The organism is Streptomyces parvus (genome assembly GCF_014648875.1).
Lineage (GTDB): Bacteria > Actinomycetota > Actinomycetes > Streptomycetales > Streptomycetaceae > Streptomyces > Streptomyces parvus.
The window spans coordinates 159,562-173,411 of sequence record NZ_BMRY01000009.1; the positions used below are offsets into that span (position 1 = coordinate 159,562).

The following is a 13,850-nucleotide window of genomic DNA, read 5'->3' on the forward strand; positions in this document are numbered from 1 at the left end:
CGAGGAGAGCCGATCTGCGGAGAGAGTCTGATGTGCGAAGGGGGTTTCTCGCATCACCGCGGTGATGCGAGAAACCCCCTGACCACGGCCCGTACGGCCTCGACCGCGGCTCACACGGAACGTCAGCCCTGGGCGGTACGCCGCTTGCGGACGGCCCACAGGATGCCGCCACCGGCCAGCAGCACCGCGACAGCGGCGCCGCCGATGACCGGCGTCGACGACGACGAACCGGTCTCGGCCAGGTCCGGCGAGCTCGGGCTCGGGGCGGGCACGGCGGGCGCGGACTCCGAGGGTTCGTCGCTCGGCGTGGCGCTCGGCTCGGGCGTCCCGGTGGACGGCGTCTCCGACGGGGCGGGCTCGCTCGGAGCCGGCTCACTGGGGCTCGGCTCGGTCGGCGTCGGGCTGGGCTCGCCCTCGCACACCTCCGCCGTCTTCGTCTGGTCGATCGAGTGCTTGCCGTCGCCGTCGGCGTCCTTGACGACCAGTCGGACGGTGACCGGCTTGTCGTGGTCGGGAAGCGTCAGCTTCTTGTGGAACTCACGGCCGAACGTCTCGGTGGGCAGCAGGTCCTTGCCGTCCACCGATACGGTCACCGTGTTGGGAACGTCGCTCGTGTAGTTGGTGAGGTCGACGGTCACCTCGGAGCAGGTCACGGCCCAGGTGGGGGTGTGAGCGACGGTCGGACCGGCGGAGATGACGCCTCCGGTCAGACCGACGACCGCAGCGGCCACGAGTGCTCCCGCGCCACGCCACGATCTCCTGGGTATGGTCATGGATTCTTCCTCCAGATACATCTCATCGCCCGAATGGCGGTGGGGCGCACAGTACTGCCATCGCCCCGGAGCGGCGCAGTCGCCCTCCGCCCAATCCGTCGCATCAACTCCGGGCATATCCGCGCTACTTCCGGCAAGGCGGACAGACCCCTGTCAGGCTGTCCTCCGGAGGTGGCCGAATGAGAGGGTGGGACATGCATCTATGTGACGCCACCCGCGCACCCGAACCTGGAGCATGACCCGTTCTATGCGATTGCTGCTGATCCGTCACGGCCAGACACCGTCCAACCTCGGCCATTTCCTGGACACCGCGCTGCCCGGCCCCGGGCTGACCGACCTCGGTCTGCGACAGGCGGCGGCCCTGCCCGGAGCGCTCGCCGGGGAGGACATCGCGGCGTTGTACGCCTCCACGCTGACGCGTACGCAGCTCACGGCCGCGCCGCTGGCCGCGGAGCGGGCCATCGAGGTCCGGATCCGTGACGGAATCCGGGAACTGTCGGCGGGTGATCTGGAAATGCGGGCCGACGAGGAAGCGATCCGGCAGTACCTGACGACCGTCTTCGCCTGGCCGGCCGGGGACCTCGCCCGCCGACTGCCCGGGGGCGAGGACGGGACGGAGGCTCTGGCCCGCTTCGACGCGGTGGTGGCCGAAGCGGCGGAGGCCGAGAAGCACAGGACGGTGGCGCTCGTCAGTCACGGTGCCGCCATCCGTGTGTGGGCAGCCGCCCGCGCACGGAACGTGACAGTCGACTTCGCCGCCCGGCACGGCCTGGACAACACGGGTGTGGTGGTGGTCGAGGGATCACCGGACTCGGGTTGGACGGCCCTCTCCTGGGCCGGGACGGTCGTCCCGGCGGTCACCGCGAGCGGTGTGGCGGACGGCGGCCCTGCGGGTCGTACGTTGCCGGGCCCGGGGACGGGACCGGCACCGGATCACCCCACCACCTGATCGTCACAGGGTCTTGTGCATGATGTGAATCCCCACGTAGCCCTCAGTCGGGTGGTTGAAGCCCTCGGGAAGGGTGCCGATCACGTCGAAGCCGATCGATCGATAGAGCTTGACGGCGTGCGTGTTGGTTTCGACCACCGCGTTGAACTGCATGGCTCGATACCCTTCCGCACGGGCCCAGTCGACCGAGTACTGGCACAGTGCGCGCCCCACGCCCCGGCCCGAGCGAGCGGGGTCGACCATGTAGGTGGCGCTGGCGATGTGGGACCCGTTGCCCATGTGGTTGCGATTCATCTTCGCCGTGCCGAGCACCGTCCCGGCCTCGTCGACAGCGACGACCACCCGGCTCGGCGCCGGGACGAACCACCATCCCTCCGCGTCCTCCTTGCCGAGGTCGAGCGGATAGGTGAGCGTCTCGCCCGCGGAGACGATCGTATGGAAGAACGGCCAGATGGCGGGCCAGTCCTCGGAGGTTGCTTCCCTGATCAACATGCGGACAGGATGGCCCATCGGGGTGATCGTCGCGAACCCTTATCCGGTGCCCCGGCCCTGCCACCTCAGCCTGGCCAGCAGCCCTTTCCTTGTCGTTCGGCCCCCCGCGGCGGAAGGTGGCGCCCCTGTACCGGCGGGCGGTGCCGTCGACTCGATGGCGGGCGCCCGGCGCACGGGCCCAGGCCGGGCTCCCGTCCGGGCGGGCGCTGCCGTCCGGGCGGGCGCTGCCGTCCGGGCTCCTCCGTCGTCGCCGGGGCGCGGGGCGGGCCTGTCCTCGCGGGCCGCGTCCAGCTCCAGCGTCAGGTTGACCCGCCGCCAGAGGATTTCGTCGGGGTCGTCGGCGAGCATCAGCTCCGCCATGGCTTCCCTGGCCGCCATGGAACCCGGACGCCCGAAGACCGGCTCCGGCCGGACCCGTACGAGATAGGCGCGCTCGTAGGGATCGTCCACCACTTGCGCCACCTGCACCGGGTCCAGCGCCGACGCCTGGACCGCCGTTCGCGCCCACGGGTCCGTCGTGCGGTCCAGCAGCCGGTCGATGCGCTGCGAACGCCAGTTGCGCGCACGCCAGTCGGCACCCGACTCCAGCATCGCGCGCATCCCCGGGGGTGTCCGTCCGGCCAGCAGCTCGGGCTCCCGCGCCGCGAACGCGGCCAGCTCGTCCGCGAGATAGAGCCAGACGACCGCGCGATACCGGTTCAGATAGAACGTGACCGGCGATACACAGCCCGCCCGTGCCAGCCGGGTGAAGCGTGCCGGTGCGATGTCCAGCAGGGCCGCCCCCTGCGCCGTACCGACAGTGCGGACCCGCTCGACCAGCACATCGGGGAAGTCCGGCTGCTCCCGCAGGCGCGCGATCTCCTCCTCGTGCACCCGTGGTCGCCCGCCGCCCGGTGCACCGACGACGGCGATCAGCCCCAGGTGGACCGCCAGCTCGAACTCCGCACGCCGGATCCCCAGTTCCTGGGAGGCTCGCCCGGCCGCGACCGTCGCCGCCGGGGCGGCGGACGAATCGTGCCTGTCCTCGCCCTGCGTCTCCGCGCTCGCGTTCCGCTGGTCGGTGTTGTGCGCCCGGTGGTCGGTGATGTGCGCCCGGAGCACTTCCTTGACCGTCATGACTGTTCTCCCCTGTCGGCTCGAATACTCTCCGTAATCACGGTAGCCCGAGGGAGTCATAACCCGTCAGCCCTGTGGATAACTCCTCAGTGCCGACGGAAACTGCAGCTCAGAAGGGTTCGACACCTTCGGGTCCGCCCTGCCGGACGGAGACTCCGAGGTGTTCTCCGACCCGGTTGACGAGCAGGGTCATCTCGTAGGCGACCTGCCCGACATCGGCTTCGGCCGCCGTCAGAACGCACAGGCAGCTGCCGTCGCCCGCGGCCGTCACGAAGAGCAGGGCCTCGTCGAACTCGACCATCGTCTGGCGGGCTCGGCCCGCCCGGAAGTGGCGCCCCGATCCGCGCGCCAGACTCTGCAGGCCGGACGAGACGGCCGCCAGGTGCTCCGCGTCCTCCCGTGCGAGGCCGCTGCTGGCCCCGGTGACCAGTCCGTCGTTCGAGAGCACCAACGCGTGCCGTATGTACTGCACCCTGCTGGTGAGGTCGTCAAGGAGCCAGTCAAGTCCCCGGTCAAGCGGCATGTGCTCGTCCTCCCCGTACTTTCGTTCCCCGTTCCCCCGCTACGCGCGTAAGCCTCGCGCACCGCTCCCGTGGGGGCAAGCGGCCCTCACCGCCCGGGGTGCCGCTTCGCGCCATGCGGCGTTCGGCCTCAGGATGAGCCCATGGCACACCACATGACCGATGAAGAATGGCGGGCCTTCCTCTCGGAGGGAACCCGCACGGCGAAGGTTTCGACGGTTCGGGCCGACGGCCGCCCGCACATCGCACCCGTCTGGTTCCTTCTCGACGGCGACTCGGTGGTCTTCAACACCGGCAAGGAGAGCGTGAAGGGGCGCAACCTCGCACGTGACGGGCGCGTCGCCCTGTGCGTCGACGACGACCGGCCGCCGTACGCGTTCGCGGTGGTGCAGGGGCATGCCGAGCTGAGCGAGGCCCCCGAGGAACTCCTGCGGTGGGCGACGCGGATCGCCGGCCGCTACGTGGAGGCCGACGCCGCCGAGGAGTTCGGCCGGCGCAACGGGGTGCCCGGTGAACTGGTCGTGCGGGTGCGGATCGACAAGGTGGTCGCGATGGCCGACATGGCCGACTGACGGAGAGGGACCGGGCGCGGGACCGTCAGCCGACGGCGGCGAGGAGCCGGGCGGTGTGCATGCGGCCGGCGTACTCGACCGTACGGATCAGGACTTCTTTTCCCGAGGCCCGGTCGCGGGCGTCGCACAGCACGACCGGCGTACCTCCGTCGAGGTCGAGCGCCTGCGCGACGTCGTGTTCCGTATGGTCGGGAGCGCCGGGGAAGCGGTTGACGGCGACGACGAACGGAATCCGTCGGCGCTCGAAGTGGTCGACGGCGGCGAAGCAGTCCTCCAGGCGCCGGGTGTCGGCGAGCACGACGGCGGCGAGGGCGCCTTCGCACAGCTCTTCCCAGAGGAACCGGAAGCGGTCCTGGCCCGGCGTGCCGAACAGATGGAGCGACAGGCCGGCATGGACGGTGATACGGCCGAAATCCATCGCCACCGTCGTGCTGGTCTTCCGTTCCACCCCGCCGGTGTCACTCCGGTCCGGCGCACTCCCGGTCTCGCTCTCGCTCAGGGTCTCTTCCGAGTGCAGCGGGCGGATCTCGCTGACCGAGCCGATCAGGGTCGATTTCCCGGCACCGAAACCGCCCGCCACGACGATCTTCAGAGTGAGCGCGATGTCTTCTCCGATCATGGTCCGGCCCACGTTCGCGGAGGTTCGGTGGGCGGCACGGGGATTCTCGTCGCTGTGGACGGGCTCGGAGGGCATACGTCCCTTCTCTCTTCAGGACTCGCGGCGGAGTGCACGGGCCGCTTGGGGCTGCAGGAATCCGGTCGGGCGGACAGCATGGCAACCGTTCGGCTTCGTTCGAGTGGGTTGATCACTCTTGACCGATGAGGCTCCGCATCCGCCGCTCCTTGCCGTATCTCGACCTCATTGCGTCTCTCTCGAAGGTGTCGGATGCGGGCAGGCCGTTCCGGACGGGCCCCGACCGCTTGCGCCACGGCCCCTACACTGGTCTTTTCGGTCGTCCGGAACGGGCAGCGGTGCCGGGTCCGTGCCGGCGGGCCCGGGGACGAGGGGATGCGAGCGTGTCGACAGGTTCCGGCGGCGGTTTCCAGGATCCGCCCGCGGAGGTGCTGGCGGAGGCCGCTGCCGCGTTCGGGCTGCTGGCGACACCCGCACGGCTGCACATCGTGTGGGCACTGGCCCAGGGCGAGAGTGATGTGACGGGGCTCGCCGAACGTGTGGGCGGTACGCTCCCCTCCGTCAGCCAGCATCTGACGAAGCTGAAGCTGGCCGGTCTCGTCCGGTCGCGCCGTGAGGGCCGGAGGCAGGTCTATCTGGTCGACGATCCCGATGTGGTGACAGTCGTCCGGCTGATGGTCGGCCAGTTGGCCGCACGCGCCGGGCACCCCTCCCCCGCCCCCGTCCGCCTGCGTGAACTCGGTGCCTGAGAGCAGTCCAGCCGCGGGCCCCGGACACGTCACCATCGGCACACCGGCCTCCGTCGCACCGTTCCCCGGCACCGTGCCCACCCCCCTTCAGACCCTGCGTTCCCTCGACAGCGGGCCGCGCGGGCTGCTGGAGGCAGAGGCCGAGATCCGGCTCGCCCGGACGGGCGAGAACGTGTTGCCCTCCCGGCGGCCCGTTCCTCGGACCCGCCGTTTCCTGCGCAGCCTCCGGGACCCCTTCACCTCCGTACTCCTCTGCCTGGGTCTGGTGTCGGCCCTCGTTGCCGCCTGGGGCACCGCCTGCGTCATCCTGGCCCTCGTCGCCGTGAGCTGTCTGCTGCGTTCCGCCGAGGAGCACCGCGCCGACCGGTCGACCGCGGCGCTGCGCGAACTCGTGGCGACCACCGCGACCGTGGTGCGCCGCGCCTCGGACGACTCCCCTTCCCGGGAACGGGAAGTGCCCGTCGGCGACCTGGTACCGGGGGACGTGATCCGGCTGCGGCCGGGCGATCTCGTGCCCGCCGATGTGCAGTTGCTGCGCGCCGACGGCCTCACCGTGCATCAGTCGGCCCTGACCGGCGAGTCGGCGCCGGTGGCCAAGCGGGCCATGGACGTCGCCGACCCGGCGCTGTCCGGGGCCGGACCGTTCGCACAACCGCAGTGGTGCTTCCAGGGCAGCAGTGTCACGTCGGGCAGCGGTACGGCGGTGATCGTGGCCACCGGCGGGGAGACCCGGTTCGCCGCCGCCCATGACGGCCGGGTCGGGCAGCGGGACGCGAGCGCCTTCGACCGCTCCGTCCGGGGGATCTCCTGGACCCTCATCCGCTTCATGCTCCTGACACCTCCCCTGGTGCTGATGGCCAACGCGGCGCTGCGCGGCCGGGGTCTGGAGACGCTGCCGTTCGCCGTGGCCGTCGCGGTGGGGCTCACCCCGGAAATGCTGCCGGTCATCGTCACGACGGCGCTCGCGCGGGGCGCGGCCCGGCTGGCACGTACCGGTGGAGTGATCGTCAAACGGCTCCCGGCGCTGCACGACCTGGGAGCGGTCGATGTGCTGTGCCTGGACAAGACCGGCACGCTGACCGAGGACCGGCCGGTCGTCGCGGCGGCGACCGACGGCCGGGACCGGCCCGATCCCGACGTACTGCGGTGGGCAGCGGTCAACGCGCTGTGGACGCTCCAGCTGGCGGAACTGCCCGCCGCCGACGCCCTCGACGAAGCGGTCCTGGACGCCGTCGGCACGGACGGTCCGCCCGCTGCCGGGTCGGTGGAGCCGGACGCGTACGAGGGCGTCGCCGTCCTGCCCTTCGATCCGGTGCGCCGCGTCGCGACCGCCGTGGTCAAGCGGCCCGGCCGGCTCGGTATGCACACCCTGGCCACCAAGGGAGCCGTCGAGGCCGTGCTCGACCGGTGTGCCATGGACGGGGACGAGCGTGACCGGCTGCTCGCCCTGGCCGGCCGGAAGGCCGCGTCCGGGTTGCGCCTGCTGGCCGTGGCCCGGGCCGACCGGGCGTCCCGGGCAGGCGCGTACACCCCCGCGGACGAGCGGGGCCTGACCTTCGTGGGCCTGGTGGCGCTACGGGACGTTCCGGCTCCGAGCGCCGCCGACGCGCTCGCGGTGCTCGCCCGGCGGGGGGTCCGCGTCAAAGTCCTCACCGGCGACCATCCGGGCACCGCGGCCCGGGTGTGCGCGGACCTCGGTCTGCGCCCCGAGGCTCACTCCGGTCCCGACGATGTCGTGACAGCCGAGTTGGTGGACACCCTGTCGGACGCGGAGCTGGTCGAGGTGGCGGACCGGGCCGTCGTGTTCGCGCGCTGCACCCCCGAGCACAAGGCCCGGATCGTCTCGGCCCTGCGCGCCGGCGGTCGCACGACCGGTTTCCTCGGCGACGGCGTCAACGACCTGCCCGCCCTGGACGCCGCCGATGTCGGCATCTGCCCCCGCAACGCCGTGGACGTGGCCCGGGAGGCGGCCGACGTCGTCCTGGCGGAGAAGGACCTCACCGCGATCGACCGTGCGGTGCTGGCGGGTCGGCGCAGCAGCGGGAACATCGCCGCCTATCTGCGGATCACTCTCTCGTCGAACCTCGGCAATGTCATCGCGATGCTGACGGCCGGACTGATGCTGCCCTTCCTCCCGATGCTCCCGGCGCAGGTGCTGGTACAGAATCTCTGCTTCGACGCGGCGCAGCTGGCGTTCGCGTTCGACCGCCCGCCGGCGTCGGTCCTGCGCCGCCCCACCGCTCTGCGGCCTCGTGACTTCCTGCGCTTCATCACGGGTTTCGGTCTGCTCAACGCGGCGGCCGACCTCGCCACGTTCGGGGTGCTCGCGCTCGCCGTCCACCATGCGTCGGGGGACGGCGGGGAGTCGGCGTTCCACGCCGGGTGGTTCACGGAGAACCTGCTCACCCAGGCCCTCGTGATGGTTCTGCTGCGGACCGGCCGCAGCGCCGCCGAACGGCGGGCGGGCGGGCCCCTGCGGGCCGCCGCGGCGGGTCTCGCCGCGGTCGGGGTCGCCCTCCCCCTCACTCCGCTCGGGCCGTTGCTGGGCATGAGCGCCCTGCCGCCCCTCTACTACCCGTTGCTCGGCTCGGTCCTGGGGCTCTACGCGGTCGGACTCACGGCGGCCCGCCGTCGCTACGAGCGCCGCCACCTGGCCGACGTGCCCGACGCCCCGGAAGAGCGCGTCGGGGCGTCGAGGGGCGCCCGTTCCGGCCGTATGCGCTAGTTGTACAGTTGCGCAATGCGGCAAGTGTTGCTGCCGCGGAGAGACCCGTACGAAAAGAAGGGCGGGACCGGAATGCTGCGCAACGGCCTGCAACCCTGGCACCTGCTGATCCTGGCGGTCGTCGTGATCGCCGTCTTCGGCTCGAAGAAGCTCCCGGACACCGCCCGCGCGCTGGGCAAGTCCATGCGCATCCTCAAGAGCGAGGCCCGGGCGATGAAGGACGAGAGCACGCCCTGACGATCCGGGAACCGGGAACGTCGCGCCGAGCGTTTGTAACGGATAGCGGCCAACAAAGAGTGACAAGTGACAGCAGAACGGATCCGGTCACCGGACTCGGATGCGGTGAAGCCGCGGATTTCCGGATCACAGGTGCGGACCGACCGAAGACTGGAGGAAATTCATGGGTGTGACGCTGGCCAAGGGCGGCAATGTCTCCCTGTCGAAGGAGGCCCCCGGCCTCACCGCCGTGACCGTCGGGCTCGGCTGGGACGTACGGACCACGACCGGGGCCGATCACGACCTGGATGCCAGTGCGCTGCTGTGCTCCGCGGCGGGCAAGGTCCTCTCCGACAGCCACTTCGTCTTCTACAACAACCTCAACAGTCCCGACGGTTCCGTCCGCCACACCGGTGACAACCTGACGGGTGAGGGCGAGGGCGACGACGAGTCGGTCGAGGTCGATCTGTCGTCGGTGCCCGCCGAGGTCGCGAAGATCGTGTTCCCCGTCTCGATCCATGACGCCCAGAGCCGCGGCCAGAGCTTCGGCCAGGTGCGGAACGCGTTCATCCGCGTGGTGAACCGCGCGAACGGCGTCGAGCTCGCCCGCTACGACCTGAGCGAGGACGCCTCCACCGAGACGGCGATGGTCTTCGGCGAGCTGTACCGGCACGGCGCCGAGTGGAAGTTCCGGGCCGTCGGCCAGGGTTACGCCTCCGGCCTGGCGGGCATCGCCTCGGACTACGGGGTCAACGTCTGACCGGACGGGCCGGGTTGCGGCGCTCGCACGTCTCCGCCGGTTGCGCGAGCATGTCCTCATGACCGACGACCACACCCACACCCATGTCCTGGACTTCTTCACCCCGCGTGCGGCCGACTGGGACAGCCGGTTCCCCGACGACGGCCCCGCCTACGCGGCGGCGGCCGGCCTGCTGGGGTTGCGCCCCGGTGACACCGTGCTCGACGCGGGCTGCGGGACGGGGCGCGCACTGCCCGCGCTGCGAGCGGTGGTCGGGCCCGGGGGCACGGTGCTGGGCGCCGACCTGACCCCGGCCATGCTGGAGGCGGCGGCACGGGCGGGGCGTGGAGCAAGCGGAACGCTCGTGCGTGCCGATGTCGCGCGGCTTCCCCTGCGCGACGGGGCCCTGGACGCGGTGTTCGGAGCCGGGCTGATCTCGCATCTGGCCCGGCCCGGGGCCGATATGGCGGAACTCGCGCGCGTGGTCCGGCCGGACGGGGTCCTCGCCCTGTTCCACCCGATCGGCCGGGCGGCCCTCGCCGCGCGCCAAGGGCGCGCCATCACCGACGACGACCTGCGGGCCGAGCCCAGGCTGCGTGAACTGCTGGCCGGAGCGGGGTGGCGGCTGGAGTCCTACACGGACGAGGACGACCGCTTCCTCGCGCTCGCTTCCAGGCAGGGCTGAGGTCGGCGGCGCCCGGTCCGGCCGCCCTCGGCGCGGCTCGACGGCGTACCGGCCGGGGCGGTCACGTCGCGTCCCCGGCTCGACGGCGTACCGGCCCGGGCAGTCGCCGTCACTCGGCGGGGGTCTGCGACGGGCGGTGGCCGGGGACCGGGCAGCCGCGGACCCCGGGGGTGGGGAACGTGCCGAGCCGCGCGATCTCGTACCCGTCCGGGTATCCCTTGATCTCGGGATTCTGGCGCGCGTAGTGGGGCTTTCGCCGGGGCGGCAGGAGCCGGACGGCACGGGCCCGCATCCGCAGCGCGCCCCTCGTCAGTCCGCGAGCCACCGGGCCCGGCCGGCGATAGCGGAACGCCTTGAGCAGCGAGTCGTCCAGGAGCGCGAGGCTGGCGCCGCGCACCACCGGGGCGAGGGGCGCCGGATACCAGGAGCCCATCAGGGCCAAGGTGGCGTCGGAGACCCGTCGGGCTCCTTCGTCCCAGCCGAAATGCTTGTCCTCGTAGGCGTCGAGGGTGCGCTCGAAGTCCTCGTAGGTCTCCGGAATGTCCTTGATGCCCATCCGTGCGCCGAGCGTGCGGTAGTAGGCGGCGAAGGCGGCCAGCTCGTGGCAGCAGAGGCGTCGCCAGCCGAAATCGTCCAGCCACCGCTTCGGTGTGACGACGAACGTGCAAAGGACGTAGCGCATGTCGTCGTTGCTGATGGCATAGCTGCGGTGCATCTGGTTGATCCGGCGGACGGCCGTGCGGCCCTCGTCGGTGTCGAAGCCGTGTTCCACCACCGTGTCGAGCAGCAGGGCGGTGTCGTCGTAGCGTTTCTGGGAGCGCTCCGTCAACTCCGCCGTCTCGTCGAGGAGTCGGCCGATGCTGGGCACGGCATAGGTGCGGTAGAGGGCAAGTTCGAGCGCGCGGGTGACGTCCCAGGGGAACTCGTAGGTGACGGTGAGCCGGTAGATCTCCAGGAAGTCCCGCTCTGGGTCCAGTCGCTGAATCTCTTTCAGCCGGTCGTACCGCGTCACCATGCTTTCCCCCTCGTTCGGCCGGATGTCCAACCCTACGCGGAGGCCTCCGGCACGCTCTCGCTCTTCGGCTCTCCGTACCCGGACGGAGTGGGTCCGCTCCGGTGCACCTCTTGTATGTCAGCCCCTCGACGGGGAGGTTACCGAGTAGTTAGGGTGCGCCGACGGACAGGGAACGACGGGATCCAGGAACGACGGCCCCGGAAACGGCGAACCGAGAAGCGCGGGACTCGGCGAGGAGCGGCAGGCGATGAGCGATGGGGAGGGCACCGTGGCAGGTGCGGATGATGCGGCCGCCGACGATGCGCTGCTGGTGCTGACCGCGATGCTGCTGACACCCTCGCGGTTCCCCGGTGTGCTGGGGGACGACTATGTCGCCGCGTGCGACGCGCTCGCGCTCGAACCGTACGAGGAGGGGTACGGGCTCATCCTCGGGCAGGACGGTGCGGGGGCGCGGTGGACGGTGGTCGTCGAGGACACCTCCCAGGTGGCCGTCGCCATCGCCGCGTGGGACTGCGGCATGGAGCACGACCTCTCCCCCCACGAGCGCTCCATGGTGTGCGCCCTGCCGGGCTGGCCGATGGACCTGGCCGTCTCGGCGCCCGGCGTCCCGGATCCGCACGATCCGGATACGGACGGGGAGGGCCCGGCACCACTCGCCCCGCCCGACGCGGAGGCCTGGGGTCCGGCACAGCGCCGGCTCGGCGCCGACGAGATCGCCGCGCAGTGGTCGGCGTGGCGCGAGCAGATCGACGACACGCAGTTCCCCCTGCCCGGCACCGCCGGGAAGCCGGACAGTGACGCCGAGGGCCAGGTGGCGAACGACGCCGGGGCGGATGCGGGGAACAACACCGGAGGGCATCAGGAAAACGACCCCTCCCGTTTTCCCCGGCACCCCGGTGTCCGAAGGGCCCTGTCGGAGGCGACCGCCTACACGAAGACTCCGCCGCCTCCCGGGCGGATCCGATCCTCCTACGCCTCGGCCGACGCACGTACCCTTCGCGTCGACGGTCCGGGCTGGTCGATGGTGGCTCGGACCGACGACATCGCCCTGTTCCTGCTGGACGAGGAGCCGGGCACGGTCATTCCCGTCGGCCGCGGAACCTCGCTGCCCGGCCTGCTCACGGCCCTGGACGGGCTGGCCGCCCAGGGCCTGTGACTTCCCGGCCCCCTGTCACGACGAGACCGACGCCCTGGGTCAGCGACCGATTTCCTTGCGGTTGATCCTGCGGAGCCTGCTCCGCTGGGAGGGGTCCAGCAGCAGATAGCCCGCCACGGGGACGCCGATCACGACCAGCAGTGCCCACCAGAATCCGATCAGGGGCCACAGGATGGCTGCCGCGAGCACGCCCCCGACAGCGACCTTCGCACCATTCGACATGGTCCACGCCTCCTTCGCGGCCGGCGCCGCTCCTGTTGTGTGAACGCCTCCGCGCTCCCTTACGTTCCCCTGCTCCCCTGCTCCCCGCACTATCGCAGCGGCTCACCGACATCGTGCATGTGCGCCAGCGCCTGACGGTAGGACTCGATCAGTCCGGTCTCCGTGTACGGCATGCCGATGCCCGCGCAGTGCGCCCTGACCAGGGGCTGGGCGAGCCGCAGGTGGGGGCGGGGCATGCTCGGGAAGAGGTGGTGCTCTATCTGGTAGTTCAGCCCGCCGAGGAACCAGTCGGTCAGAACGCCGCCGCGTACGTTGCGCGAGGTCAGGACCTGCCGCTGGAGATGCCCCCAGCGCTCGCCGTCGGGGTCGGGCATCTCCATGCCCTTGTGGTTGGGCGCGAAGGCCAGGCCCAGGTGGAGGCCGAACAGCGCGTGCAGCACCAGGGCGAAGACGATCGCCTTGCCCGGGGACAGCGTGCTGAACAACAGCGTCGCCCAGAGCGCGAAGTGCGCGGTGAGCAGCAGCGCCGAGACAGCCCGCTCCCGGAGGGGCTGACGGCGCAGGAACTGGAATCCGTAGATCTTCAGCGCGATGCCTTCGAGCAGCAGCATCGGGAAGAAGAGACGGGCCTGGTTCCTGGTCAGCCAACGCGCGAAGCCCTCCCGCTGCTCCGCCTGCTTCTGGGTCCAGACCAGGGCACCGACGCCGACGTCGGGGTCCTTGTCGATGTGGTTGGGGTTGGCGTGGTGACGCATGTGCTTGTCGTTCCACCACGCCGCGTTCATACCGAGGACCAGATTGGCGTGCACGAGACCGATCAGCCTGCTCGTCCTGCGGTCCGCGGAAATCTGCGCGTGCCCCGCGTCATGGGCGACGAAGGCCGTACGGGTCCACAGGACCGCCAGCGGGAGGGTGAGGAGCAGACTCCACCAGGTGTCGCCCACCAGGACGAAGCCGGTGACCACCGCACCCAGGGCCGCCAGGTTGGTGGCGATGCCGAGAACGTACCGGTCCGTGCGCCGCTCCAGGAGACCCTGGTCCCTCGCGGCACGCAGCAGCGGCGCGAAGTCGCTCCCGGCCGCCGCGGCGCGGCTCTCGGCCGGGAGGTCCGGGCCGCTTTCGTCGGCGGGATCCGCAACAGTGGCTGTCGCCTGGGGCATGGACGTCTCCGGTCTCTGGAACCTCTGGGGCGCTGACCTCATCGAACGTACGGACAGGAGGCGGGCGGGAACCATGAGGCCACCACCCTGATCCCCCTGGGGCAGACCCCCGTGTCCGGCGGTAGG

At 71.1% G+C, this 13,850-nt stretch carries 16 protein-coding genes; 8 read left to right on the forward strand and 8 right to left on the reverse strand.

Annotated elements, in window-relative coordinates; all coding sequences use genetic code 11:
- Positions 1 to 122: 122 nt before the first annotated feature.
- Complete coding sequence (locus tag IE140_RS25950) at positions 123 to 773, reverse strand: LAETG motif-containing sortase-dependent surface protein (RefSeq protein WP_167533453.1); 651 nt, start codon at positions 771 to 773, stop codon at positions 123 to 125.
- Positions 774 to 1,020: 247 nt separating this feature from the next.
- Between IE140_RS25950 and IE140_RS25955 the strand changes: the two genes are divergently transcribed.
- Positions 1,021 to 1,722 carry a histidine phosphatase family protein gene (locus IE140_RS25955; protein ID WP_150193701.1) on the forward strand — a complete coding sequence of 234 codons (702 nt, stop codon included), beginning with the start codon at positions 1,021 to 1,023 and terminating at the stop codon, positions 1,720 to 1,722.
- Positions 1,723 to 1,725: 3 nt separating this feature from the next.
- Here IE140_RS25955 and IE140_RS25960 read toward each other — a convergent pair whose 3' ends face one another.
- The 3 genes from IE140_RS25960 to IE140_RS25970 all read right to left on the reverse strand — a co-directional run bounded on the left by IE140_RS25960 (position 1,726) and on the right by IE140_RS25970 (position 3,853).
- Positions 1,726 to 2,214 carry a GNAT family N-acetyltransferase gene (locus tag IE140_RS25960; RefSeq protein ID WP_093443542.1) on the reverse strand — a complete coding sequence of 163 codons (489 nt, stop codon included), beginning with the start codon at positions 2,212 to 2,214 and terminating at the stop codon, positions 1,726 to 1,728.
- A gap of 39 nt (positions 2,215 to 2,253) precedes the next feature.
- Positions 2,254 to 3,330: a DUF6397 family protein gene (locus IE140_RS25965; RefSeq protein ID WP_150193702.1), complete on the reverse strand. Its 1,077-nt coding sequence runs from the start codon at positions 3,328 to 3,330 to the stop codon at positions 2,254 to 2,256.
- 109 nt (positions 3,331 to 3,439) lie between these two features.
- Positions 3,440 to 3,853 (reverse strand): roadblock/LC7 domain-containing protein, encoded by a 414-nt coding sequence (locus IE140_RS25970; protein ID WP_093443406.1) that lies wholly within the window; start codon positions 3,851 to 3,853, stop codon positions 3,440 to 3,442.
- Positions 3,854 to 3,994: 141 nt separating this feature from the next.
- Between IE140_RS25970 and IE140_RS25975 the strand changes: the two genes are divergently transcribed.
- Complete coding sequence (locus tag IE140_RS25975) at positions 3,995 to 4,423, forward strand: PPOX class F420-dependent oxidoreductase (protein ID WP_150193703.1); 429 nt, start codon at positions 3,995 to 3,997, stop codon at positions 4,421 to 4,423.
- A gap of 25 nt (positions 4,424 to 4,448) precedes the next feature.
- Here IE140_RS25975 and IE140_RS25980 read toward each other — a convergent pair whose 3' ends face one another.
- Positions 4,449 to 5,117: a GTP-binding protein gene (locus IE140_RS25980; protein WP_189460746.1), complete on the reverse strand. Its 669-nt coding sequence runs from the start codon at positions 5,115 to 5,117 to the stop codon at positions 4,449 to 4,451.
- A gap of 323 nt (positions 5,118 to 5,440) precedes the next feature.
- On the opposite strand from IE140_RS25980, the gene IE140_RS25985 reads away from it, so the two are divergent.
- The 5 genes from IE140_RS25985 (at position 5,441) to IE140_RS26005 (ending at position 10,171) form a co-directional block, all read left to right on the forward strand.
- Positions 5,441 to 5,806: an ArsR/SmtB family transcription factor gene (locus IE140_RS25985; RefSeq protein ID WP_006129412.1), complete on the forward strand. Its 366-nt coding sequence runs from the start codon at positions 5,441 to 5,443 to the stop codon at positions 5,804 to 5,806.
- Positions 5,790 to 8,531 (forward strand): magnesium-translocating P-type ATPase, encoded by a 2,742-nt coding sequence (mgtA, locus tag IE140_RS25990; RefSeq protein ID WP_373296195.1) that lies wholly within the window; start codon positions 5,790 to 5,792, stop codon positions 8,529 to 8,531. Before IE140_RS25985 ends, mgtA begins: the two co-directional genes overlap by 17 nt.
- Before the next feature lie 72 nt (positions 8,532 to 8,603).
- Complete coding sequence (tatA, locus tag IE140_RS25995; protein WP_010073017.1) at positions 8,604 to 8,768, forward strand: Sec-independent protein translocase subunit TatA; 165 nt, start codon at positions 8,604 to 8,606, stop codon at positions 8,766 to 8,768.
- 163 nt (positions 8,769 to 8,931) lie between these two features.
- Positions 8,932 to 9,507, forward strand: coding sequence for a TerD family protein (locus IE140_RS26000; RefSeq protein ID WP_006129409.1), 576 nt, complete (start codon positions 8,932 to 8,934; stop codon positions 9,505 to 9,507).
- Positions 9,508 to 9,565: 58 nt separating this feature from the next.
- Positions 9,566 to 10,171, forward strand: a complete 606-nt coding sequence (locus IE140_RS26005; RefSeq protein WP_150193705.1) for a class I SAM-dependent methyltransferase — start codon at positions 9,566 to 9,568, stop codon at positions 10,169 to 10,171.
- A gap of 109 nt (positions 10,172 to 10,280) precedes the next feature.
- Here the strand turns inward: IE140_RS26005 and IE140_RS26010 are convergent, their stop codons facing one another.
- Positions 10,281 to 11,186 (reverse strand): oxygenase MpaB family protein, encoded by a 906-nt coding sequence (locus tag IE140_RS26010; RefSeq protein WP_150193706.1) that lies wholly within the window; start codon positions 11,184 to 11,186, stop codon positions 10,281 to 10,283.
- Between the two features lie 247 nt (positions 11,187 to 11,433).
- Between IE140_RS26010 and IE140_RS26015 the strand changes: the two genes are divergently transcribed.
- Positions 11,434 to 12,342: a hypothetical protein gene (locus IE140_RS26015; protein WP_150193707.1), complete on the forward strand. Its 909-nt coding sequence runs from the start codon at positions 11,434 to 11,436 to the stop codon at positions 12,340 to 12,342.
- A 39-nt stretch (positions 12,343 to 12,381) separates the two neighbouring features.
- Here IE140_RS26015 and IE140_RS26020 read toward each other — a convergent pair whose 3' ends face one another.
- Together IE140_RS26020 and IE140_RS26025 are read right to left on the reverse strand one after the other, a co-directional pair.
- Positions 12,382 to 12,564, reverse strand: coding sequence for a tail-anchor membrane protein (locus IE140_RS26020; protein ID WP_032765304.1), 183 nt, complete (start codon positions 12,562 to 12,564; stop codon positions 12,382 to 12,384).
- Between the two features lie 89 nt (positions 12,565 to 12,653).
- Positions 12,654 to 13,724, reverse strand: coding sequence for a fatty acid desaturase family protein (locus tag IE140_RS26025; RefSeq protein ID WP_150193708.1), 1,071 nt, complete (start codon positions 13,722 to 13,724; stop codon positions 12,654 to 12,656).
- Between the last annotated feature and the right edge of the window lie 126 nt (positions 13,725 to 13,850).